Consider the following 22847-nt stretch of genomic DNA (forward strand, 5'->3'; position numbering starts at 1 on the left):
ATATCGAAGTTAATTCGAGATTGGGTGGACGCAGGAACGCCTAGCCGAAGAGAGCGGGGTCGGTCTCCGGACCATCCAGCGACTGGAAGCTGGTCACGACGCGAGCCTCGAGACCCTTTTTCCCGTGTCGGCGGCCTTGCGTGTTCCGGTGCGCGACCTCTTCACGGTAATCAACGGTCAGGAACTCGACCCTCGCGTGGAGGCGATGGCCCTTCGGACTGAGCTACAGCAAGGAGCACGTGATCGGATGATCGCTAATGGCCGGCTGCTCTTCTTCATTGTCGGCGTCCGAGAGCCACGACGCTTCTGTCTCACTAGCCTGACCGCGAGACGCTGGCAGCCGTGCCGATCACTAGCCGGGCATCCCTCACCCCGCCTAGATTCCGATCCTTCTTCGGACAGTCGCCGCCCTCACGCGACGCGCCGACCTTCCGAGTGGCAGAAACTTCTGCGGCACCTAGAGCTTCAATGCCGGAGCCTCCAAAAGCGCGTAGGCGGCATTGAGCCGAGTTCGCGGTTCTAGCTGAGGACGTCGAGCGTGGTCATCTACAAGGACGTAATTGTCGTCCTCCAGCTGTACGTACGTACCAAGGTCGCTGGGCGCGAAACTACGGTAGGACCGCCATCTCTCGGAAGATTCAGCCAAGGCTGAACGTAGTTCGGCTCGGGTGACGGCTGGTTGGGAGATCAATTTCTTCGGCACTATAAAGGTCGCAGGCAGCGCGGGACTGCCACATTGCTCCATCAAGCGCCAGAAGTCTCGCCAAGCAATAGGCGCTACTCCGACGAGCGGCCCTCTCGGGATTAGCTGGCCATCCTGAACCCACAATAATCCGCGCTTGACCTTTGAGTGCCCACCAGCCTTTGCTGCCTCGATGTCAGCCTGAAGGCGCCACCTGAGTTCCCAGCCTGGAATGACGTACGTCCAGTGGACAAACCATTCGTTCCCAGATTGAGCCTCGTATGCAAGCTGTGCCGGCATCACGCTGTTCAGCCACGGGAAGTTGGACTGCGGCATCAGTTCCCCGTTCCACGGCGGCGCGGGGAACACGTAGTAGTCATCTCCTCCGTCTTGCCCATAAGCGTCGAGTTGAAGAAGATCCACCTCGAGCTCATGACGGCCGTACTGCCCGTTCCATTCAGTCGTCTTCAACTCGAGGAGAACACGTTTCCCGATGCCGAGCGGCCCTCCTGAGGCCATGATGTCGGCACCCGTAGATGGCCACCACATACGGAGGTGCGCTCGGTATCGGTACCCAAGGTGCATCGAGCACCAGTGTTCAAAGGTCTTTTCGGGAAACGAGCGCGTCACAGTACCTCCAACGTAAGCAGCGGAGCTAAAGCTACGGGCAAGTGGCCCTCACCTCGATAACACAGAACAGGTGCCCCCGAATGTTGGGGCATCCGCATACAGCACGATTCAGACTCGCAATCAGTTGGACGCGCCTACAAGACCGACGGGGGCTGAGCGTGCCCGATACCCGACGCAGAGGTGGACAAACGTGCTCATGTCCTCGGGCCCTCGGATGCCTTGGGGGTCCGTTGCTTATGTTTCAACTCGTGCGGACACTCCCTAACCGCGGTTCAGGCAAACCTCCGTGTACGAAATAGACGGGCCCACGTGGATGCCTGGGCTCGCCCATTGTTCGCTACCTCCGTAGGAGATCCCGTGGCGTCACGCACGCCGTAGGCCTGTTGCGTGGGCCGGATTACTCGCCCGAGGGCAGCCGCCTTGGGGCCCGTGGTCGGCTTCTCGTTAACATCTCCACCCTCTAGCTGCGCGCGACCACCGCGCACCGCGGATCAGCCGCCGCGTTGGTGCCCCCCTCTGGCGGTCGACGAACGACGGGCCGAGCACATCTGACGTGCGGCTTGCCGGAATGACAGTGGTCGCGAATAAGGGCTACCAGCGGATCGAGGCGCCGAAAGACTACGAGCACCGATCGATCCCGGTCCCCGGGTTCCTGCTCGAACCGCTCCGAGCACAGACGCTCGACGGGCGCCCACGGGACCCGGTCTTCTACGGGGCTCGATCGCGTACCTGGCTGCGGAACCACACCTTCAGAAACGGCTGGTTCGACCCCGCTGCGCATGCGACCGGGCTACCGGGATTGACTCCGCACGACCTCCGCCCCCTGGATCGGTACGCGGACCTGTTCGAGGACGACCTAGACGCGGTTGCAGTGGCCCTCGATCACGCAGCACTGCGCAAGGATGTGGGCAAAGCGCTCTACCAACCCTGGCGAGCCGCCGATAGAAACAGAAAAACCCCCGGATCGACCAGGGGTTCTTCGTGCGTGATCCCAGCGGGATTTGAACCCGCGTTACCGCCGTGAGAGGGCGACGTCCTAGGCCGCTAAACGATGGGACCGCATGCCGCGAGCGAGCGCGGCGGTCAACGAGTATGCCACACCCGGTACGGCCGCTCGAACGGCGGTCACCGCCGCAGGAGGCGCTGGATCCGCCGCCTGAAGCGGACCCTCGACGTCGGGCGGATCACCGTGATCGGCTCGGTCGCGTCGGGGCGGAGGAGGTGGACCGGCGACTCGCGCTCGAGGTCGAGCTGCTCCAGCACCCGGTCGACCGAGGCGAGCACCGACCCCTGCAGCATCCACAGGTCGGGACGCTGCCGCGGATCGAGGTCGAGCAGCGTCAGCTCCGTCAGCACCGCCCGCGCCTCCCGCACCGAGTCGAGCGTCCGCTCGCGAGCGAGGACGCGGTCGGGCTCGGCGCCCGAGTACTCCGCGCCGACCAGATCGCCGAACGCGCGGAGGCCCGTCGCCGTGTCGTCGAGGGCGAGCGCGAAGGCGCGGCGCAGCTCGGTCGCCGCCTGGTCGTCGTCCCGCTCCTGGTCGGGCGTCTCCTTCATGAGCACCACGAGCAGGGCGCGCTCGGCGGCGAGGCAGCGGTCGAGGCGGTCGAGCGCACCGCGCAGCGCGGGGTGGATGGTCGCGGTGGTCAGGGCGAGCGGGTTCAGGACGCGGGTCCGTTCGGCGATCCGCACCGCCTGGGACGCCTCCACGGTGTCGGCCGCGAGGTGGTCGCACCAGTCGAGCCACGCGGCGACCTCCTCCGGAACCGGCGGGCGGGACCCGAGCATCCCGGCCATCTCGCTCAGCAGCGCCGCCTGCGAGCGCGCGACGCGACGCACGGCCTCCCCCGCCTGCACATTCGGGATCGCGACCGGCACGAGCAGGGAGAACAGGATGCCGACGACGGTGCCGATCAGGGTGTTCAGGAGGCGGACCTCCGCCCCGACGCCCGGCGACGCGACCGCGAGGATGAGCATCGCGCTGATCGGTGTCTCGAGCGACTGATCACCGAGGCGGAACAGCTTCGCGAGCAGCAGCGACGTCGCGATGACGAGGGCGAGGCTCCACCACGACAGCCCGGTCCAGGTCGTGACGACGACCGCGACGAGCACCCCCGTGAGCACCGCCCCCACGCGCACGAGGCCCATCAGGAGCGTGCCGACCGTGGAGGCCTGCACGACCAGCAGGGCGGTCAGCGGCGCGGTGAGGTCGAGGATCCCCGGTGACACCGCGTTGGCGACGAGGTAGGCGATCACGGCGGCGATCGTGAGCCGGGCGATCTGCGCGGTGCCCGGCCGGAGGCGGGCGGGGATCTCGGCCCAGGAGGTCGGGAACGAGGGCCAGACCCAGTCGAGCACGCGGCGGACTCGGAGCCTCGCCAGCAGACGCCATCCCTCCGTGCGCGATCCCCCGATCATCAGGCCCTCCCCGCAGCGGATCCACGGCGTGGCGGTGGTCGACTTGTGACCATGCGCATCACCAAGCTCGAGCACGCCGCGCTGATCCTGGAGGAGGCGGGGCGGCGCCTCGTCGTCGATCCAGGCGGCCTCACCAACCCCATCCTCGACCTCACGGACGTCGACGCGATCGTCATCACCCATGAACACGCCGACCACTGGACGGCCGATCAGCTGCAGCGGATCACGCACGCCTCCCCGAAAGCCGTGATCCTCGCGCCCTCCGGCGTCGCGCGCGCCGCGGAGGGCATCGACATCCGGGTCGTCGCACCCGGCGACTCCGTCGAGATCGGCTCGTGGAAGCTGCGGTTCTTCGGCGGCAACCACGCGATCATCCACCCGACGATCCCGGTCGTCGAGAACGTCGGCGTGCTCGTCGACGGGCGGTTCTTCTACCCGGGCGACTCCTTCACCATCCCCCTCGGTATCGAGGTCGACACCCTCGCCGTCCCGGCCGGCGCACCGTGGCTGAAGGTGAGCGAGGCCATGGACTACGTCTCGATGGTCGCCCCCAAGCGCGCGTTCGGCACCCACGACGGCGTGCTGTCGGCGGCCGGCGTCGGGCTCGTGCACGACCGGCTGAAGGCGGTGACGGAGGCGAAGGGCGGCCAGTACTTCGCGCTGAAATCGGGCGAGATCCTCGAGGTGTGACGCCGTACCTCCAGGATCGACGCTCCGTCGGATCAGGGACAGCGCGTCCATCTGACGCGGTCGAAGCAGCTCCCCGGAGTCATGAACCGAGCAGGCTGGTCACGATCGGGGCGGCTGGGGCCGCGCGCAGCCCGGCCAGCGGCCCGCGCTGGATCACGCGGCCCGCGTCGAGCACGATCACCTCGTCGGCGAGGACCTCCGCGTCGCGGGCGTCGTGGGTCACGAGCACCGCGGAGCCCGCGAACGCGGTCAGCTGGGCGCGGATCGCGTCGCGGAGCGCGGGGCGCAGCTCGGCGTCGATCGCCGCGAGCGGCTCGTCCAGCAGCACGAGCGCCGGCTCGCGCGCGAGGGTCCGGACCAGCGCGACCCTGGCCGCCTGACCGCCGGAGAGCTGGGCCGGGCGCCGGTCGCGGAACCCGGCGAGCCCCGCCTCCGTCAGCAGCTCGTCCGCCCGGTCGCGGGATGCCCGCCGACCCAGCCCCTGGGTGCGGAGGCCGAACGCCACGTTGTCGAGCACCCCGAGGTGCGGGAACAGCGCAGCCTGCTGCTGCACGACGCCGATCGGCCGGCGCTCGGGCGGCACGGACCGGCGGGCGGCGACGTCCTCCAGCACGACGTCGTCGAGGACCACCCGGCCGCCGTCGATCGCGATCAGCCCGGCGACGGCGGCGACCGCGGTCGACTTGCCGGCGCCGTTGCGTCCCATCAGCGCGACCACCCGTCCCGGCGCGACCGAGATCGCGACGTCGAGCGCGAAGGCGCCGCGGTCGACGCGGATCGTGGCGTCGAGGCCTCCGCTCACCGCCCGATCCCCTGCAGCCAGTGGTCGCGCAGCGAGACGAGCACCACGACCGCCACCACCATCAGCACGACCGAGATCGCGATCGCCGCGTCCGGGTCGCTGTTCAGCGCGAGGTACGCCGCGATCGGGAGCGTCTGCGTGACCTTCGGCAGGCTGCCCGCGAACGTGACCGTCGCGCCGAACTCCCCGATCGCGCGCGCGAACGAGAGCACCGCACCCGCCGCGACGCCGGGGGCGGCGAGCGGCAGCGTGACGCGGACGAACCGCGTCCACGGCCCGGCGCCCAGTGTCGTGGCCGCGATCGCGAACCGCCGGTCGACGCCGCGCAGCGCCCCCTCCACGCCCAGCACGAGGAACGGCAGGCCCACGAACGTCTGCGCGATGATCACCGCCGCGGTCGTGAACGGGATCTGGAACCCGAAGGCCCGGTAGATCGGGCTGCCGAGCAGCCCGACCCTGCCGAGCAGCAGCAGCAGCGCGACCCCGCCGACGACCGGCGGCAGCACGAGCGGCGTCGTCACCAGTGCGCGCGCGAGGCGCCGGAGGGGGGACGGCCAGCGATCGGCGCCCGCGAGCACGACCGCGAGCGGGATCCCGAGCAGCACGCACAGCCCCGTCGACGCGGACGCGGTGCCGAGCGACAGCCCGAGCGCCGGCAGCACCGTGTCGCCGCCGAGCAGCTCGGGCAGCTGCGTCCACGGCGCGCGGACCAGCAGCGCGACGAGCGGCCCGACGAGCAGCACGAACGCGATCGCGGCAGGGACCAGGACCGCCCGCGGGACGCGGGCGAGCGGGTCCCTCCTGGTGCGCACGCCTCCTACTGCGGCGCGAGGAAGCCGGCTGCCTGCAGATCGGCCTCGTGCGCCTGCACGTAGGCGATCCACGCCGACGCGAGCGCCGCGTTCTTCGACGCCTTCAGCGCGGCGATCGGGTAGGCGGTGATCGCCTGGTCGGCCTCGTCGAACGGGATGCCCTCGACCTTGTCACCGGCGGCCTGCACGTCCGTGACGTAGACGAGGCCCGCATCCGCGTTGTTCCCCTCCACCTTCGTCAGCACGCTCGTCACGTCGGGCTCGTAGCTGTCCGGCTTCGCGGTGATCTTCGCCAGGTCGAAGACCTGGGTCGCCGCGGCACCGCACGGCACGGCCTTGTCGCACACGACGATCGTCTTGGCAGCGTCCGCGAAGTCCTTCAGGCCCGTGATCTTCCCGGGGTTGTCGGGCGGCACCGCGATCTCCAGCTTGTTGCGCGCGATCGTGACCGGGTCCGCAGCGGTGAGGGAGGCGTCCGTGACCGTGGCCATCGTCTTCGGGCTCGCCGCGGCGAACACGTCGACGGGGGCGCCGGAGACGATGGCCGCGGCGAGCGCCGAGCTGCCGCCGAAGTTGAGCGTGATCGTCGTGCCCGGGTTGTCCGCCTGGAACGTCGTGGCCAGCGCCGGGAACACCTCGTTCAGGCTCGCGGCGGCATCGACGGTGATCGACCCGCTGAGCGCGGGTGCCGAAGACGAGGCCGGCGCCGAGGGGGTCGCGGCAGGGGGGTCCTGCGCGCAGCCGGCCAGGGCGACGATCGACAGGGTGGCGACCGCGAGGGCGATCGGGGTTCGACGGTTCATCGGGGGCCCTTCATCAGGTCGGCTTCTTGAGGTCGGCGTGCTCGATCACGACGTTCGTGGCCTTGACGGATGCGGTGGCGATCACGCCGGGCTCGAGGTGCAGCTCGTCCGCGGCTTCCCGGCTCATCAGCGAGACGAACCGGAACGGACCGGCCTGCAGCTCGACCTGCGCCATGACGGTGTCGCGGATGACCCGCGTGACGATGCCGGTGACGCGGTTCCTCGCCGACGACGTCCCCTCCGGGGGCTGGAGGCGCGCGAGCGGCGACTCCGCGGCGATGTGGGTCGCCAGAGCGGCGAGGGCCGGGCCGTCGACGGTCGCCGGGCCGTTCGAGCGGTCGACGTCGATCCGCCCGGAATCCGCCCAGCGACGGAGGGTGTCGTCGCTGACGCCCAGCACGGCGGCGGCGTCCGTCACCCTGATCCGTTCGACCACGACGCCTCCTCTCCGTATCCGCGTGAATTTTCCAGCTTATCGACCGCACCTGCGGCAGCTGGTGGCGGTGGTTGGATCGTGATGTGCCGGATCCGCGCTACGCCAGGCAGGTGCTGCTGCCGGGCTTCGGCGACGCCGGGCAGCGGCGGCTGCAGGAGGCGCGCGTGGTGGTCATCGGCGCGGGCGGGCTCGGCTGCGCGCTGCTGCCGGTCCTCTCCGCCTCCGGGGTGGGCGATGTCGTCGTGGTCGACGACGACGTCGTCGAGGCGACGAACCTGCACCGGCAGGTCCTGTTCGGGCCAGGCGATCTGGGCCGACCGAAGGCGCGGGTCGCGGCCGAGCGGCTCGCTGCGCTGGGCGGCCGTGCCTCCGCGGTGCTGGAGCGGCTGACCGAGGCGAACGCCGCGGCCCTGATCGCCGGCGCCGATCTGGTGGTGGACGCGACCGACGACCTCGACGCCCGCTACCTGCTCGACGACGCGACCGCCGCGGCGGGGATCCCGCTGGTCTGGGGCTCCGCGGTCGGCTTCACCGGGCAGGTGGGAGTCGCCCTGGCCGGCGGACCGCGCTGGCGCGACCTGTTCCCCCTCCGGCCCGCACCCGGCACGGTGGCGACGTGCGAGCTGGTGGGGGTGCTGCCCAGCCTCTGCACCACGGTCGGCGGGGCGATGGCCACGGAGGCGCTGAAGCTGCTGACCGGCATCGGGCGCCCGCTCGCCGGCCGGGTGCTGGTGTTCGACGCCGCAGCGGCGACCGTCCGAGGGATCGCGTACGGTGCGGCTGACGACCACGGTCCCGTCGGGGACCGCGACGAGAACGAGGGGACGATGGCCGACATCGAGGAGATCACGCCGAGCGAGGCCGCCGAACTGCTGCGCAGCGGCGGGGACGTGACCCTGCTCGACGTCCGTGAGCCGTGGGAGGCGGAGATCGCGAGCCTGCCCGGCGCCGTCCTGATCCCCCTCGGCGAGCTGCCCGACCGGATCGGCGAGCTCGACCCGGACCGGGAGGTCATCGCCTACTGCCACGCCGGCGTGCGGAGCCTCCGCGCTGCCGGGGTGCTGCAGCAGGCGGGGCTGAAGGTGAAGTCCGTGGCCGGCGGCATCGACGAGTGGAGCCGGACCGTCGATCCCGACGTCCCGAGGTACTGAGCCGTGGCCCGACGTCGCACCGTCGACGAGCACGCCGCGCGCATCGCCGCCCTCGTCGGGCCCGCGCTCGCGCGCAACGAGACCGAGTTCGTGCCGCTCAGCACGGCGATCGGGCGGGTCACCTCCGAACCCGTCGTCACCGTGGGGCCCCTGCCGCCGTTCCGCAACGCGCAGATGGACGGGTACGCCGCGCACTACGCCGACCTCCGCCGCACGCCCGTGGTGCTGCCGGTCGACGGCGTGGTCGCCGCCGCCCCGACCTCGCCGGCCGTGCTGGAGGTCGGCCATCTGCTGAAGGTGATGACCGGTGCGCCGGTGCCGGAGGGCGCCGACTGCGTCGTGCCGGTCGAGCAGACGGTGGAGGAGGACGGCGGCGTCCGCATCCTGCGCCCTGTCGACGCCGGTGCGTTCGTCCGCGAGGCCGGCAGCGACGCGCTGCCCGGCACCGTGGTCGTCCCTCCCGCCACACGACTCGCGCCGCGGCACCTCGCCGCAGCCGCCGCGGCGGGCGTCGCCGAGGTCGCGGTCCGCCGCCGGCCGCGCGTCGCCGTGATCGCCACCGGCGCCGAGGTCGTGCCGCCGGGCACCCCGTTGACGCTCGGGCAGGTGCACGACGTGAACGGCATCACGCTCGCCGCGCTGGCGGAGGAGGCCGGCGCCGAGGTGGTGTCGGTCGAGCTGACGCCCGACGAGCCGGCGGCGTTCGAGCAGACGCTTCAGCGCGCGGTCGCCGCAGCCGACCTCGTGCTCACCGCCGGCGGGGTCTCGAAGGGCGACTTCGAGGTCGTGCGGCAGGTGCTCGAGCCGCTCGGCGCCGACGTCACCGAGATCGCGATGCAGCCCGGCGGTCCGCAGGGGTCCGCCTCCGTCCGCGGCACCCCGGTCGTGTGCTTCCCGGGCAACCCGGTGTCTGCCCAGGTGTCGTTCACGGTCTTCCTCCGCCCGCTGCTCCGAGCCGCGGTCGGCCTGCCGCCGGTCGCCGCGGTCGCGATGCCGCTCGCCGAGGGCGTGCACTCGCCGAGGGGGAAGCGGCAGTGGCTGCGCGGGGTCGTCGAGGACGGCTCGGTGCACCCGGTCGGCGGGCCGGGCTCGCACCTCGTCGTCGCGATGGCGGCGGCGGACGCGCTGATCGACGTGCCCGCCGACGCTGACTTCGTCGGTGCAGGCAGCGTCGTCTCGGTCCTGCCGCTCTGAATCCGCCAGCGCTGCCGAGTCGGCAGCGACAATGGGCGCATGGCTCGCTCGCTGACGCACCTCGACGCCGACGGGCGCGCCCGCATGATCGACGTCGGCGAGAAGCCGTCGACCCGGCGGGAGGCGCTGGCCCGCGGGCGGATGGTCACGACGGCGGAGGTCGTGCGCCTCCTGCTCGCCGACGGACTGCCGAAGGCCGATGCCCTGGCGACCGCTCGCATCGCCGGCATCGCCGGCGCGAAGCGGACCAGCGACCTGATCCCGCTCTGCCATCCGCTGCCGATCGACGCGGTGACCGTCGAGCTGCGGGCCGAGGGGTCGACCGTGCTGATCGAGGCGCGCGTGTCGACGACCGCGCGCACCGGCGTGGAGATGGAGGCGCTGACCGCCGTGACCGTCGCCGGCCTGACCCTGCACGACATGGTGAAGGCGGTCGATCCCGGAGCGACGATGACCGACGTGCAGCTGGTCGAGAAGACCGGCGGCGCACACGGGCGCTGGACCCGGGACCGTGTGCAGCAGGAGTCCCCGTCCGCGCCGGTGGGCGGCGGGCGGGTGCTGGTCGTGTCGACCGGCGCCGCGGCCGGCACGCGCACGGACACGACCGGCGCGCGCATCGTCCAGTGGCTGCGGGAGCTGGGCCTCGAGACGCCCGACGCGGTCATCCTCGCGGACGCGGACGTCGCCCGGGGCCTGCGCGCCACGCTGCAGGAGGGACCGGAGGTGCTGATCACCACCGGCGGTACCGGCCCGAGCCCGACGGACCGCACGCCCGAGGCGACCGCCGCCCTCCTGGACCGCCCGCTGCCCGGGATCGCGGAGGCGCTGCGAGCGCGCGCGGGGACACCGACCGCCGCGCTCGGCCGGGGGATCGCGGGGCTGGCGAACGGCACGGTCGTCGTCAACCTGCCCGGATCGGCGGGTGGGGTCGACGACGGGCTCGCCGTGCTCGCCGACCTGCTCCCCCACCTCCGGCACCAGGTCCGCGGCGACGCGGACCACGAGCACGGCGCGCACCAGTCCGCGGCGCACTCGTGACCGTCGCCCTGGCGGCCGTCACCGCCGACCCGATCGACGCGGCGGCCGTGGAGGCGGCGGTGCTGTCCCGTGCCGACGGCGCCCTGGTCACGTTCCGGGGCGTGATCCGCGACCACGACGCCGGGCATGCGGTGGTCCGCCTCGACTACTCCGCGCACCCGGACGCGACCGGCTTCCTCCGCGCGGCGTGCGACCGGATCGGCGGCGACCTCGTCGTCGCGGCCGTGCACCGGATCGGGGCGCTCGAGGTGGGCGACGTCGCGCTCGTCGCCGCGGTCGCCGCCCCGCACCGGGCTGAGGCGTTCGCCGCCTGCGCGGCCCTGATCGACGCCATCAAGGCCGAGGTCCCCATCTGGAAGCGTCAGCACTCCCCCGACGGCAGCACGGAGTGGGTCGGCCTCTGACATTTTTCGCGGATCAGGCTGGATTCGCGACATGCCGTTCGCGGGAGCGAACGCTGCGGCGTGTCGCCGACCCAGCCTGATCGACGAAACCGGAGGCGGCGATCCGCTCCTCCCCAGCCCTGATTCGGGCGAACAGGGCTTCGGAGGGGGTCCACCTCGAATCCGACCCCCGCTCGCTCGGCAGGGTCGCCGGCGTGCTTCCCACCGATTGGTCGGCCGTCGCGGCCAGGGCCCGTGCAGTGCTCGCCGCGAACGACGGCGTCGCCCACCTCTCGACCTTCGTCGCGGTGGGGCTGTCCCCGCATCAGGTCGCAGCCCTCTTCCGTTGCGGCGTACTGATCCGCCCGCGGATCGGCTGGTACGCCGATCCCGCGTTGCCGTTCGACGCGGTCCGCGCGATCCGGAAGGGCGGTGTCCTCGGCGGGACCTCCGCGGCGAAGTCCTACGCCCTGCCGATCCCTGAGGGCGCGGAGATCGAACTGCAGGTGAGCGTGCTGGACAACGCTTCCCGGCTCCGGGACAGCAGGAACCGGACCCGCCATGTGGCGGCAGGCGAGGAGGAGGGCGTGCGACTGCACTGGCAGCCCCGGCTGGAGGCGGTGCTGGGCTACCGCGTCGCGGTCGTCGACGCGCTGATCCAGCTCGCGCTGTGCGTGCCGTTCGACTGGCTCGTCGCCGCGATGGACCGGGCGCTGCACGTGCCGCGCGACGGGGTCGCGCTGATCTCCGGCGAATCGTGGGCGCTCCTCCGGCCCGCACTGCCCGAGCGGCTGCGACACGCGTGGGACCTCGCCGACGGCCGGTCGGAGAGCCCCATCGAGACGATCGTGCGGCTCGGGCTCATCCGCCTCGGCATCGCGTTCGACATCCAGGTGTGGCTGCTGCCGTATCACCGCGTCGACTTCCTCATCGGCGGCTGGCTGATCATCGAGGTCGACGGCAAGCGTTACCACGTCGAGGACGAGCAGTTCGAGGCCGATCGCGATCGGGACGCGCTCTTCGCGGCCTGGGGCTTCCGGGTCCTCCGCTTCAGCTACCGGCAGGTGGTGGAGGAGCTGGACTGGGTCCTCGACGTCATCAGCACCGTCGTCTCCCGTGGCCGCTGACTTCTCGCGGATCAGGTCGGATTCCGGACACGCCGTTCGCGGACGCGCCGAATCCGGCGTGTTGGTCGATCCGGCCTGATCCGCGAAAAGTGTCAGCCGCCGGCGAAGGGAGGGAGCACGTCGATCTGCGACCGGAGGGGGCGGGCCGGGTCGCGGGTCACCGTGCCGTCGACCAGGAGGGAGCCGGCGTCGAGCACCTGCTCCATCGCCGGGCCGTAGCGCTCGGACAGCCAGGCGCGGAGCGCGCCGGCGGTCGCTTCGACCGTCACGTGCTCCTCCTCCCGGCCGGCCGCCTCCGCAGCCGCCGCGAAGTACCGGACGCGCACGGTCCGGACCGGCTCGGGGACGGCCTCAGCCACCGATCGCCCCCATCGACCGGATCGGCCGCCGGAACGACGCCCGGTCCATGCCGTGGCCCGACTGCTTGCCCCACATCGCCGTGCGCCAGGCGTCCGCGATCTCGTCGTCGCTCGCCCCACCGCGCAGCAGGGGGGCGAGCGGCGCCTCGTCGTCGCCGAACAGGCAGGACGCGACCGAGCCCTCCGCCGTCAGGCGCGTGCGGTCGCACTCGGCGCAGAAGCTTCGCGTGACGGAGGCGATCACCCCGACGGTCGCGTCGGTGCCGACCACCTGCCACAGCTCGGCGGGCGACGAGGGGTCGTCCCGGCCGATCGGTTCGAGGTCGAATCGCGTGCCGAGCGCGGCCAGCAGCTCCGCGGCGTCGATCAGGGCCTCGCGCGTCCACACGCCGTCCGCATCGAGCGGCATCTGCTCGATGAACCGAAGGTGCACCCCGGCGTCGACGGCCCACGCGAACAGGTCGGCCGCGCCGGCGAGCGTCTCCCTCATCAGCACGGCGTTCACCTTCACGGGCGCGAGGCCCGCCTCCTGCGCCGCCGTGATCCCGGCCAGCACGGCCGGCAGCCGGTCGCGCCGGGTGAGGCGCGCGAAGTGCTCGCGGTCGACCGTGTCGAGCGAGATGTTCACGCGACCGAGACCGGCGGCGATCAGGGCGGGCAGCCGCTTGTCGAGCCCGATCCCGTTCGTCGTCAGCGCCATCGGCAGGCCGGGCGCCGCGGCCCGCGTCTCCGCGAGGATCTCGGCGAGGTCCGCGCGCATCAGCGGCTCACCGCCCGTGAAGCGCACCTCGCGCACCCCGAGGTCGCGGGCGGCGATGCCGACCAGCCGCCCGATCTCGGCCGGGGTCAGCAGGTCCCGGCGCGCGATCGCGGGCAGGCCCTCCTCCGGCATGCAGTACGTGCAGCGGAGGGAGCACTTCTCGGTCACGGAGACCCGCAGGTCGATCGCGGTCCGGCCGAACCGGTCCAGCAGCCCGACCGCAGCAGGCCGGTCGCTGGTGTCGACGACGGGCCGCGCGACCCGGGAGGCGCTGAGATTCACCGCCGCCATACGTCAAATGTCGCACAGTGCGAGTCGGTGCCTGCGTGGAAGCATGGGAGGCGAGAACTGGAAGGGGCTCCACGATGGCGATCTTCTCTCCCGGCTTCCGCGGCCGCCGCCGCCAGAGCAACCCCGCGCTGCCCCCCGGCCAGTACGAGGAGCACGGCTTCCCCGTGCTGACCGCCGGCCCCACGCAGCGCGTGAAGACGAACGACTGGAGGTTCACGCTGACGACCGAGACCGGAGTCACGACGTCCTGGTCGTGGGACGAGATGATGGCGCTCGGCCCCGAGACCATCGACGCGGACATCCACTGCGTCACCAGCTGGTCGAAGTTCGGCACGACGTGGCGCGGCGTCTCGGTCGACAAGCTGCTCGCCGACGTCGAGACGACGGCCGGCTCCGTGATGGCGGGCAGTTACGGCGGGTACACGACGAACCTCCCGATCGCCGACCTCGTGGGCAACCGGGCGTGGGTCGCGTTCGAGTTCGACGGCGCACCCCTCGCGCCCGAGCACGGCGGCCCCGCGCGCCTCCTGGTGCCGCACCTGTACTTCTGGAAGAGCGCGAAGTGGGTGAACTCGCTCACCCTGATGACGCACGACACGGCCGGCTTCTGGGAGAGCCTCGGCTACCACGACCACGGCGACCCGTGGCTGGAGGAGCGCTATTCCTGATCGGAACCGCTGGGTGACGGCGACGCTCGAGAGCGACCACGTCGAGACCCCGACGGCGCGGACCCTCCGGTTGATAGCGCCCGAGCTCGCCCCGGCACTGGCGGGACAGCACGTCGACATCCGCCTGAGCGCCCCGGACGGGTACACCGCGCAGCGCTCCTACTCGCTCTCCTCCGCCGCCGGTGCCGCCCCGATCCAGGTCACGGTCGAACGGTTCGACGACGGCGAGGTCTCCCCCTACCTCGTCGACGACCTCGAGATCGGCGACGCCGTCGAGGTCCGCGGCCCCGTCGGCGGTTGGCTCGTCTGGCGTCCCGAGCAGGAGGCGCGGCCGGTGCAGCTGATCGCGGGAGGCTCGGGCGTCGCGCCGCTGATGTCGATGCTGCGCACTCGGGAGGCGTCCGGATCGGCGATCCCGTTCCGGCTGCTCTACGGTGTCACGGACCCCGACCGCGTCTTCTACCGCGACGAGCTCGCGCATCTGCAGGAGCGCGGCGTGCCCGTCGACATCCGCTACTCGCGGCGGGTGCCGGAGGGGAGCGCCCTCGTGCCGCACCGGATCGGCACGGAGGACCTCGCGGCGCTGACGGTGCCCCCCGCCGAGCAGCCGACCGTGTTCGTCTGCGGCCCCACCGGCTTCGTGGAGGCGGTGTCCGACGCGCTGCTGGCGCTCGGGCATCCGGAGGAGCGCGTCCGCACGGAGCGCTTCGGCCCGACCGGCTGAGCCCCTCCGCCTCCCGACACGTCGGGCGGGCGCGGGGTGTCGCGGCGTGACACGCCTGGTGTCCCCGCACTCTGGGGGTATGTCCAGCCACGCCGTGGCGCACCGGTGCGCTTACTGTCGGTGACTCGCGTACCTGTTCGGGGGAACATCATGCGCTTCATCAAGTCGACCGTGCGCCCGGGGAGGGCCGCCCGTCTCCTTCGACGCAGGCTTCGCGGGGCGCTCGCCGCGGTCGCGCTCAGCGCCGTCGCCGTGACCGGTGCGATCGCCGTCGCGCCCGCCGAGGCGAGGACCGTCGTGCCGAAGATCAAGCTGGTCGCGGGCGACAAGGTCGTCACCGCCTCCTGGTCCGCCGTGCCGGGCGCGACCTCGTACACGCTGCGGATGTCGAAGCAGCGCTCCATGAGCCACGCGAAGGTCGTCACCACCAGCGAGCGGACGCTCAAGCTCGCAGCCGCGAACGGCATGCCGCACTACTTCTCCGTCACCGCCAACCGGATCGCCATCACCTCCAGCACCGTGAAGACCGCGGTCGCCACCATGAAGGCCGCCGCCGGCGTCCCGTACCCCGTCTCGGCGGTCTCCGTCGCCTCCGGGCCCGAGGAGAACCAGGTCACGGTCTCTTGGACCGGAGGGGGACGCGCATCGAAGGTCGCCGTCGTCGCCGGGTCCGAGGTGCTGACGAAGGGCCGCTCGTTCCACTCCGCCTGGTACCCGGCGACGACGCGGTCCATCACGATCACCGTGCCGGTCGAGTACCGGAAGTTCATCGGCGCCGGCACCGGCAACCCGGTCTGGGTGAAGGTCGTGCAGTCGAACGGGGTCTCCCCGGCGTTCGGCGCGTCCTACTCGTACGCGCGCAAGTACCGTCCCTCCCCTCCAGGTACCTGGGCGTTCGCAGCGTCGGCGGCAACGCCGGATGCGGCCGTGAGCAGGCTGACCGTCGCCGAGCTGAACACGCAGTCGGTGGGCGCGACCGCGAAGTACTCCGCGGTCGACCGCTGGTCGCAGCGCGCAGGGCGGGTCGCGGCGGCGATCAACACGACGTCGCCGGCACCCGATCTCCTGATGACGGCCGAGCTCGCGACGAACGTGATCGGCGGCTGTCGGAACACCCTCAAGGAGCCGTACCGGTGCGCGAGCCACACCCAGGTCGCGGACCTCGCGCGGCGGCTGACCTCCTTGAAGCTCGCCGACACGGACACCTACGCCCGGGTCGCGGACCGTATGCGCAGCTCGAGCAGGTGGGACGGCGACGTGACCGACGGCGCGCACGTCTTCTACAACCCCGACAAGCTCTCGGTGCTCGACCACGGGTACTACGCGCCGGCCATGTCGCCGTCCGCCGACTTCGCGAACGTCGAGGGCCTGGGCGTGCCCTGGTCGAAGGCCGTCGGCTCGGACCGGTGGCTGACCTGGGCGAAGCTCGAGACGAAGGACGGCAGCGGACGTCAGTTCTACGCGGTCGCCGCGCACTTCCCCGTCGGGAACGCGCAGGCCGTCGTCGATGCGCGCGCCACGATCGTCCGCGCGTTCCTCGCCAAGATCGACGCCCGCGCCGGCGCGCTGCCGGTCGTCTTCGGCGGCGACCTCAACTCCGACGCGACCAGGGGCGCGAAGGCCGTGCAGCCCGTGTTCCTGCAGGACGGGTGGTTCGACGCCGCGGCCGTGGCGAAGAAGAGCCTCCGCACCGGGATGAAGGTCAGCACCGCCAACGGCTCCGGCCCGCAGGCGAAGGGCTACGACCCGGGCTACGGCCCGAAGCCGATCAAGCACCCCTACGAGACCAGCCGGATCGACTACATCCTGCTGCGCAACTCACCCCACACGTACTCGTACGCGAACGTGCTGCGCCTCGACAGCAGGGGGCGCTTCATCCGGAGCCTGCTGGGCACCGACCACAACATGCAGCTCGCACGGATCGGCATCGGCGACCCGGTGTCCTGATCCCACCCTCCGTTGTGTAGGAAGGGTCTTCCTGCACAACGGAGGGTGCGTCAGTCCTCCGTGGGGGCGGTCGAGAGGCCAGCGCGGATCGTGTCCATCACCGTCGTGTCGGCGAGCGTCGTCACGTCACCGGTGGCGCGATTCTCGGCGACGTCGCGCAGCAGGCGGCGCATGATCTTGCCGGAGCGCGTCTTCGGCAGCTCGGCGACGACCAGGATCTGGCGCGGGCGGGCGATCTTGCCGATCTGCTTCGCGACCCAGTCGCGCAGCTCCTTCGCCACCTCCGGGCCGCCGTCACCGGCCTCCCCGCGCAGGATCACGAACGCGACGACCGCCTGACCGGTCGTCTCATCGGCGGCGCCCACGACGGCGGCTTCGGCGACCTTCGGGTTGGCGACGAGCGCGGACTCGATCTCGGTGGTGGAGAGCCGGTGCCCGGCCACGTTCATCACGTCGTCGACACGGCCCAGCAGCCACAGGTCGCCGTCCGCATCCTTCTTCGCGCCGTCGCCGGCGAAGTACCTGCCGGGGAACCGGGACCAGTAGGTCTCCTTGTAGCGCTCGTCGTCGCCCCAGATCGTGCGGAGCATGGAGGGCCACGGCTCGGTGAGCACGAGGTAGCCACCCGCTCCGTCGGGTACGGAGTTCCCCGCGTCGTCCACGACGTCCGCACCGATTCCCGGCAGCGCCCGCATCGCCGCGCCGGGCTTGCCGGCCGTGACGCCGGGCAGCGGGCTGATCATCAGCGAGCCGGTCTCGGTCTGCCACCACGTGTCGACCACCGGGGTACGACCGCCGCCGATGTGCTCGCGGTACCAGACGTACGCCTCCGGGTTGATGGGCTCCCCCACGCTGCCGATCAGCCGCAGGGACGACAGGTCGTACGTGCCGGGGATGTCCGCGCCCCACTTCATGAAGGTGCGGATCGCGGTCGGCGCGCAGTACAGGATCGAGACGCCGTAGCGCTCCACGATCTCCCACCAGCGGCCGCGGTGCGGGGCGTCGGGTGCGCCCTCGTAGATGACGGAGGTCGTGGCGTTCGCGAGGGGGCCGTAGACGACGTAGCTGTGGCCGGTCACCCACCCGATGTCCGCGGCGGTCCAGTAGACGTCGGTCTCCGGCTTCAGGTCGAAGACCTCCCACTGGGTCCAGGAGGCGCCGAGCAGGTAGCCGGCAGAGGTGTGCAGGATCCCCTTCGGCTTGCCCGTGGTGCCGGAGGTGTACATCACGTACAGCGGGTGTTCGGCGTCGAACGCCTGCGCCTCGTGCGTGCGGGGGGCGACCTCGACGGTGTCATGCCACCAGAGGTCGCGGCCCTCCTGCATCGCCACGCCCTCGCGGGTGCGCTCGACCACGATGGTGTTCCGCACGGCGGGGCACTGCTCGAGCGCCTCGTCGACGACCGACTTCAGCGGCACGGTCGCGCCCTTGCGGAAGCCGCCGTCGGCGGTCAGCACGATCCGCGCATCGCAGTCGAGGATGCGGGTCGCGAGCGCGTCGGCCGAGAACCCCCCGAAGACCACGGTGTGCGGGGCGCCGATGCGGGCGCACGCGAGCATCGCGATGACGGTCTCGGGCACCATCGGCATGTAGATCGCGATGCGGTCTCCCGGCTGCACCCCGAGGCCCTCGAGCACGTTCGCGGCCTGGCAGACCCGCTCGGTGAGCTCGCGGTAGGTGATGACGCTCCGCTCGCCGTCGGGCTCGCCCTCGAAGTAGTAGGCGACGCGATCGCCGAGCCCTGCGGCCACGTGCCGGTCGAGGCAGTTCACCGCGACGTTCAGCTTGCCGCCGACGAACCACTTCGCGAACGGCGCATCCGACCAGTCGAGCACCTGCGTGAACGGCTCCGCCCAGGTGAGGCGGCTCGCTTTCTCGCCCCAGAACGCGACGCGATCCGCGTCCGCCTCGGCGTAGATCGCGGAGGAGACGTTCGCCTGGGCCGCGAACTCCTCGCTCGGTGGAAATCTGCGGTCCTCGGTGGCGAGGTTGTCCAATGCGGAGGTCACGGTGTCGGTCACGAAGCGGCATCCTTCCGGGCAGCGTCGACGACGCCCTCCGGCAACGTTACTTGCGCGAGGGTGGCGACGCTCAATCGATGCGTCGTCAGGTAGCCCTGCACGTCGGGTGATCCCGCATCGTTCCGCCGATCACGTCGACGGCACGCCGCACCCCGTCCTCCGTGCGCATGGCCCGTTCGACCTCGAGTGCGCGCGCCCGTCGCCCGAGCGCGTCGGTGATCGCGGGTACCAGGGTGTCGACGGTCAACCGCCGAGCGGGAACCGGCTCGGCCGCGACGCCCAGTCGGTGCATCCGCGCGCCCCAGAACGGCTGATCCGCAGTGAAGGGCACGACCACGGAGGGCACGCCCGCACGCGCGACGGCATGGGCCGTACCCGCACCACCGTGGTGGAGGACGACGGACGCCCCGCGGAGCACCGGTTCCAGCGCCGCCGAACGCACAGCGAGCACGTCGGGCGCACAAAGCTCCGGCGAGAGCTCGAGCCCGCCCCATCCGGTGAGGAGCAGTGCTCGCAGCCCGTGCGCGCGCGCCGCCGCGACGACGATCCGGGAGCGGTGACCCGCGTCTCCGGCGACCATCGAGCCGAACGACGCGACGAGGTAGCGCCCGCCCCGCAGGAAGTCGGCGACGGCGGGCTCGGCGGCTGTGCCCGTCGACTCCTCGAACCACGCTCCGGTGAGGTGCACCCGACTCGACCAGTCCGACGGTCGAGGCAGCAGCTGCGGGCTGACGGCCATCAAGGTCGCTCGGGATGGGGTCCGCACGGTCGGCGCGAGTCCGCCGGGCAGCAGAGCAGCAGCGCGCCCGACCTCCGATCGGAACAGTCGCGCGGCGGCTCTGGGCACCGCATAGGTCGACCGGTTGTAGCGACCGAGGTCGCGGGTGGCGGTCGGGCCGCCGGATGCGGGGAACTGCGCACTGGGGGTGGCGACCGGCGAGAACTCGACGAGCACCCGCGGTATCGCCAGGCCGTCGGCGGCGAGCGGGGCGCTGAGGACGAGCGGATGGTGCACCACCACGTCGGGCGCGAAGGCCACCGTCTCGCGCACGCTCGCCGCGAACATGCGGCTCATGGCCGGACGCACCTCGGTGAACGCGTGCTGGACCAGCGACCACGGTGCGATCGTCAGGTCCGGGATGAGGCCCCGGAACAGCACGTTCAGACTGACGGCATCGATTCCGGACAGGTCGGCTCCGGAATCGTCCGGCACGCCGAGGCGCACCTCGTGTCCCTCGGCAGCCGCCCGACGAGCGAGGGCGAGGAACGGCTCGACGTCGCCGCGGGTACCCGCCGTCAGCAGCATCATCCGCACCACGGCAGTCTGCGGCCCGGTTTCGAGCGACGCTCGCAGCTGACGACGGGTCGCGCACAGCAGACGGAGGACCGACGCCGGGAGGATGTCGTCAGCAGGTGTCGCCGACCGAACGCTCGAGGAGTACGACCATGGCCGATCGCAGCCCATCGCCCCGGGCGTTCGCGCTGTCGGAGCCCCGGTCGCCGAGCGAACCGGGTTGACGCCCTCGCCCTCGCCTTCCGCACCGCGGGCGATCCTCGCCCGGTTGGTCCACATCTCTCGCCCTGTGCTCTGGATCAACACGGTCGGGACCGGCATGGTGGGCATCTGGCTGACCGGCCGGCTGTTCGACCTGCAGGCGCTGCCGATCATCCTGTGGCTGACGCTGCCGTTCAACCTGCTGATCTACGGCGTCAACGACATCTACGACCAGGACACGGACGCCCTGAACCCGCGGAAGGGTTCCATCGAGGGGGCGCGCATCGAGCCGCGGGAGGTGCGGCTGATCGGGTGGGCGGTCGCCGTGTCGAACCTCCCCTTCCTCGTGTACTTCATCGTCGCGCTCCCGCCCCTCGCGGTCGCCGCGATCCTGCTCTACGCGGGCGTGTTCGTGTTCTACTCCGCGCCGCCGCTGCGCTTCAAGACCCGCCCCTTCCTGGACTCCCTGAGCAACGCCGCCTACGCGCTCCCCCTCCTGATCGTGCCTGTCGCACTCGGTGCCGAGCCGCTGTGGCCGGCGGTGGCCGGGCTGCTCGCCTGGAGCGTCGCCAAACACGCCTTCGACGCGGTCCAGGACATCGAGGAGGATCGCGAGGCCGGCATCGAGACGACGGCGGTCCGCCTCGGACCGCGCGGGACGGCCGTCTGGAGCGGCGCCTGGTGGCTGGTGTCGACGGCGCTCTTCGCTGTCGTCAGCGTGCCCGTCGCCGTCGTGAACATCGCGATCACCGGGACCCTGATCGGGCGGCTGTTGCATCGGCCGACCCCCGCGACCGGTCATCGCCTCTACCCGCTGTCGGTCGCGTTCCCCTACATCGCGGGCTCGGTGGCGAGCGCTCCCCTGGTCTTCGGCATCATCACCGGGATGTACCCATGACGGGCCGGCCGCCCGCGACGCGGGGAGTGCTCTCATGAGCCGGATCGTGGTCGTCGGTGGCGGCCTGGCGGGACTCGCGGCGTCCGCACTGCTCGCGCAGGCAGGCCACCGGGTCACCCTGCTCGAGTCGGCACCGACCATGGGCGGCAAGAGCCGTCGGGTGGAGCTCGACGGTGAACGGATCGATACCGGTCCGTCGCTCGTCACGTTCCCGGCGGTGTGGGACGAGCTGCTGCGTCGGCTGGATGAGGGACGGCGCCCGATCGCGGAGGTGGGCGGGCTCGACCTGATGCGACTGCCCGAGGTCGGGCGCTACTACTCCGACGGCGAGATCGTCTCGCTCCCGGTGCCGGCGGACCACCCCTGGTATCCGGCCTGGCAGCGGTTCAGCGACCTCCACGCACCGCTCGCCGACGACGTCACCGCACTGCTGCTCGCCGATCCGCTGGCCCGGAGCGCCCTGCCCGCCGTCCGTCGACTGCTCAGCGTGTACGGCACCCGGCTGACCACCCGCGCCTACCTCGACGGCCTGCCCTGGCTGCCGGACGGACTCCGCGAGATCATCGCGATCCACACGCTGAACGCCGGAGTCGCACCGGCGCGCACTCCGGCGCTCTACGCGAGCATGCCGGCGATCATGGCCGAGACCGGCGCCTGGGTGCCGCGCGGGGGCGTCTTCGAGATCGTGCTCGCCCTGCAGCGACTGGCGGAAGCCGCGGGGGTCGAGCTGCGCACCGGGGAGACGGTGACGCGCATCGAGCGCGGGCGCGTGACGACGACCCTCGCCGTCCACCCGGCCGACCTGGTGATCAGCTCCCTGGACGCCGACCGTCTGGGGGCGCTGCTCGGTCGGTCCGGCTCCCGCAGATCCCGCACGCTCTCCTGCTCCGCGATCGCGGTCTACGGCGTGCTGCGTGAGGAGCTCCCCGCGCACATCGCAGCGCACAGCGTCGTCCTCCCCACCAGGCCCGCGGCGCTGCACCGCAGCCTCGCGGCAGGGGACGAACCGGCCGACACGATGGCGTTCGTAAACCACTATCGCGCGGGCGAGGTCTACCCGAACACCCGGAGCACCCTGGGCGTCCTCCTGACCGGCCCGGCGAACGGCGAGCAGTACACGCTGGAGCACCCGTTCGTCCGCCGCGAGATCGAGCGCATCTCGAGCACGATGGGCCTCGCTGCTCCCCTCACCGACGGCCTCGTCGAGACCATCGTGCTGGATCCGCAGTACTACGCCTCGTTCGGCGAACCGCACGGCGCCCTCTACGGCGCGGCACGACCACCGTGGATGAGCGGGCCGTTCCACCGACCGGCGTACACCGATCCTCGGAAGCCCTGGCTCTGGCGGGTGGGCGCGTCCGTGCATCCGGGCGGCGGCATCCCCGCAGTGCTCGGAGGGGCGATGATCGCCGTCGCACGCCTGCTCGCGCAACACCCGGCCTGAGCCGCGACAGGGATGGATCGTGTTGGCGGGCGGACGTCATGTTCTGATGTCGACCAGGTTCGCGTGAATGGGTG

Annotated in this window: 21 protein-coding genes and 1 tRNA gene; 12 read left to right on the plus strand and 10 right to left on the minus strand. The window is 71.6% G+C overall.

Annotation, left to right across the window (positions count from 1 at the left end):
• Positions 1–19 precede the first annotated feature (19 nt).
• Positions 20–523, plus strand: coding sequence for a helix-turn-helix transcriptional regulator (locus tag ACFE67_RS00510; RefSeq protein ID WP_375404948.1), 504 nt, complete (start codon positions 20–22; stop codon positions 521–523).
• Between the two features lie 1775 nt (positions 524–2298).
• Here the strand turns inward: ACFE67_RS00510 and ACFE67_RS00515 are convergent.
• Both ACFE67_RS00515 and ACFE67_RS00520 read right to left on the minus strand, forming a co-directional pair.
• Positions 2299–2371, minus strand: a tRNA-Glu gene (locus ACFE67_RS00515).
• A 66-nt stretch (positions 2372–2437) separates the two neighbouring features.
• Positions 2438–3730 carry an aromatic acid exporter family protein gene (locus ACFE67_RS00520; RefSeq protein ID WP_375404915.1) on the minus strand — a complete coding sequence of 431 codons (1293 nt, stop codon included), beginning with the start codon at positions 3728–3730 and terminating at the stop codon, positions 2438–2440.
• A gap of 51 nt (positions 3731–3781) precedes the next feature.
• Here ACFE67_RS00520 and ACFE67_RS00525 point away from each other — a divergent pair, with 51 nt between their 5' ends.
• Positions 3782–4420 (plus strand): MBL fold metallo-hydrolase, encoded by a 639-nt coding sequence (locus ACFE67_RS00525; RefSeq protein WP_375404916.1) that lies wholly within the window; start codon positions 3782–3784, stop codon positions 4418–4420.
• 79 nt (positions 4421–4499) lie between these two features.
• On the opposite strand, the gene ACFE67_RS00530 is transcribed toward ACFE67_RS00525, so the two are convergent.
• The 4 genes from ACFE67_RS00530 to ACFE67_RS00545 are packed head-to-tail and all read right to left on the minus strand — an operon-like array spanning position 4500 to position 7273.
• Entirely contained in the window at positions 4500–5222 is a 723-nt protein-coding gene (locus ACFE67_RS00530; protein ID WP_375404917.1) for an ABC transporter ATP-binding protein, read from the minus strand.
• A complete protein-coding gene (gene modB / locus ACFE67_RS00535; protein ID WP_375404918.1) occupies positions 5219–6034 on the minus strand; it encodes a molybdate ABC transporter permease subunit in 816 nt (271 codons plus the stop codon). The genes ACFE67_RS00530 and modB overlap by 4 nt, the downstream gene beginning before the upstream one ends.
• Positions 6035–6039: 5 nt before the next feature.
• Positions 6040–6837, minus strand: a complete 798-nt coding sequence (gene modA, locus ACFE67_RS00540; protein WP_375404919.1) for a molybdate ABC transporter substrate-binding protein — start codon at positions 6835–6837, stop codon at positions 6040–6042.
• Positions 6838–6850: 13 nt separating this feature from the next.
• Positions 6851–7273, minus strand: coding sequence for a molybdopterin-binding protein (locus ACFE67_RS00545; protein WP_375404920.1), 423 nt, complete (start codon positions 7271–7273; stop codon positions 6851–6853).
• Between the two features lie 83 nt (positions 7274–7356).
• Here ACFE67_RS00545 and ACFE67_RS00550 point away from each other — a divergent pair, with 83 nt between their 5' ends.
• The 5 genes from ACFE67_RS00550 (at position 7357) to ACFE67_RS00570 (ending at position 12166) form a co-directional block, all read left to right on the plus strand.
• On the plus strand, positions 7357–8424 hold the full coding sequence (locus tag ACFE67_RS00550) for a ThiF family adenylyltransferase (protein ID WP_375404921.1): 1068 nt from the start codon (positions 7357–7359) through the stop codon (positions 8422–8424).
• Between the two features lie 3 nt (positions 8425–8427).
• Entirely contained in the window at positions 8428–9618 is a 1191-nt protein-coding gene (gene glp / locus ACFE67_RS00555; RefSeq protein WP_375404922.1) for a gephyrin-like molybdotransferase Glp, read from the plus strand.
• Between the two features lie 39 nt (positions 9619–9657).
• On the plus strand, positions 9658–10656 hold the full coding sequence (moaCB, locus tag ACFE67_RS00560) for a bifunctional molybdenum cofactor biosynthesis protein MoaC/MoaB (RefSeq protein ID WP_375404923.1): 999 nt from the start codon (positions 9658–9660) through the stop codon (positions 10654–10656).
• Complete coding sequence (locus tag ACFE67_RS00565; protein WP_375404924.1) at positions 10653–11060, plus strand: molybdenum cofactor biosynthesis protein MoaE; 408 nt, start codon at positions 10653–10655, stop codon at positions 11058–11060. Before moaCB ends, ACFE67_RS00565 begins: the two co-directional genes overlap by 4 nt.
• Positions 11061–11254: 194 nt before the next feature.
• A complete protein-coding gene (locus ACFE67_RS00570; RefSeq protein WP_375404925.1) occupies positions 11255–12166 on the plus strand; it encodes an endonuclease domain-containing protein in 912 nt (303 codons plus the stop codon).
• A gap of 92 nt (positions 12167–12258) precedes the next feature.
• Here the strand turns inward: ACFE67_RS00570 and ACFE67_RS00575 are convergent, their stop codons facing one another.
• Positions 12259–12525, minus strand: coding sequence for a MoaD/ThiS family protein (locus ACFE67_RS00575; protein WP_375404926.1), 267 nt, complete (start codon positions 12523–12525; stop codon positions 12259–12261).
• Positions 12518–13576 carry a GTP 3',8-cyclase MoaA gene (moaA, locus tag ACFE67_RS00580; RefSeq protein WP_375404927.1) on the minus strand — a complete coding sequence of 353 codons (1059 nt, stop codon included), beginning with the start codon at positions 13574–13576 and terminating at the stop codon, positions 12518–12520. Before moaA ends, ACFE67_RS00575 begins: the two co-directional genes overlap by 8 nt.
• Positions 13577–13650: 74 nt before the next feature.
• On the opposite strand from moaA, the gene ACFE67_RS00585 reads away from it, so the two are divergent.
• The 3 genes from ACFE67_RS00585 (at position 13651) to ACFE67_RS00595 (ending at position 16915) form a co-directional block, all read left to right on the plus strand.
• Entirely contained in the window at positions 13651–14244 is a 594-nt protein-coding gene (locus tag ACFE67_RS00585) for a molybdopterin-dependent oxidoreductase (protein ID WP_375404928.1), read from the plus strand.
• Between the two features lie 13 nt (positions 14245–14257).
• Positions 14258–14968 (plus strand): FAD-binding oxidoreductase, encoded by a 711-nt coding sequence (locus tag ACFE67_RS00590; protein WP_375404929.1) that lies wholly within the window; start codon positions 14258–14260, stop codon positions 14966–14968.
• Between the two features lie 150 nt (positions 14969–15118).
• Entirely contained in the window at positions 15119–16915 is a 1797-nt protein-coding gene (locus ACFE67_RS00595) for a hypothetical protein (protein ID WP_375404930.1), read from the plus strand.
• A 50-nt stretch (positions 16916–16965) separates the two neighbouring features.
• On the opposite strand, the gene acs is transcribed toward ACFE67_RS00595, so the two are convergent.
• Both acs and ACFE67_RS00605 read right to left on the minus strand, forming a co-directional pair.
• On the minus strand, positions 16966–18936 hold the full coding sequence (acs, locus tag ACFE67_RS00600; protein WP_375404931.1) for an acetate--CoA ligase: 1971 nt from the start codon (positions 18934–18936) through the stop codon (positions 16966–16968).
• Between the two features lie 85 nt (positions 18937–19021).
• Positions 19022–20245, minus strand: coding sequence for a glycosyltransferase (locus ACFE67_RS00605; protein ID WP_375404949.1), 1224 nt, complete (start codon positions 20243–20245; stop codon positions 19022–19024).
• 205 nt (positions 20246–20450) lie between these two features.
• Here ACFE67_RS00605 and ACFE67_RS00610 point away from each other — a divergent pair, with 205 nt between their 5' ends.
• Positions 20451–21329, plus strand: a complete 879-nt coding sequence (locus ACFE67_RS00610) for a UbiA family prenyltransferase (protein WP_375404932.1) — start codon at positions 20451–20453, stop codon at positions 21327–21329.
• A 34-nt stretch (positions 21330–21363) separates the two neighbouring features.
• Entirely contained in the window at positions 21364–22773 is a 1410-nt protein-coding gene (locus ACFE67_RS00615) for a phytoene desaturase family protein (RefSeq protein WP_375404933.1), read from the plus strand.
• Positions 22774–22847 lie beyond the last annotated feature (74 nt).

Origin of the sequence: uncultured Amnibacterium sp., from assembly GCF_964244015.1 — a bacterium.
Taxonomy (GTDB): domain Bacteria; phylum Actinomycetota; class Actinomycetes; order Actinomycetales; family Microbacteriaceae; genus Amnibacterium.

Bases quoted from the DNA above. Each gene is read 5' to 3' on its own strand.
- ACFE67_RS00595 (WP_375404930.1), top strand. From the start codon at position 15,119: ATGCGCTTCATCAAGTCGACCGTGCGCCCGGGGAGGGCCGCCCGTCTC.
- ACFE67_RS00520 (WP_375404915.1), bottom strand. From the start codon at position 3,730: ATGATCGGGGGATCGCGCACGGAGGGATGGCGTCTGCTGGCGAGGCTC.
- moaA (WP_375404927.1), bottom strand. From the start codon at position 13,576: ATGGCGGCGGTGAATCTCAGCGCCTCCCGGGTCGCGCGGCCCGTCGTC.
- moaCB (WP_375404923.1), top strand. From the start codon at position 9,658: ATGGCTCGCTCGCTGACGCACCTCGACGCCGACGGGCGCGCCCGCATG.
- ACFE67_RS00585 (WP_375404928.1), top strand. From the start codon at position 13,651: ATGGCGATCTTCTCTCCCGGCTTCCGCGGCCGCCGCCGCCAGAGCAAC.
- ACFE67_RS00525 (WP_375404916.1), top strand. From the start codon at position 3,782: ATGCGCATCACCAAGCTCGAGCACGCCGCGCTGATCCTGGAGGAGGCG.
- modA (WP_375404919.1), bottom strand. From the start codon at position 6,837: ATGAACCGTCGAACCCCGATCGCCCTCGCGGTCGCCACCCTGTCGATC.
- ACFE67_RS00605 (WP_375404949.1), bottom strand. From the start codon at position 20,245: ATGATGCTGCTGACGGCGGGTACCCGCGGCGACGTCGAGCCGTTCCTC.
- ACFE67_RS00615 (WP_375404933.1), top strand. From the start codon at position 21,364: ATGAGCCGGATCGTGGTCGTCGGTGGCGGCCTGGCGGGACTCGCGGCG.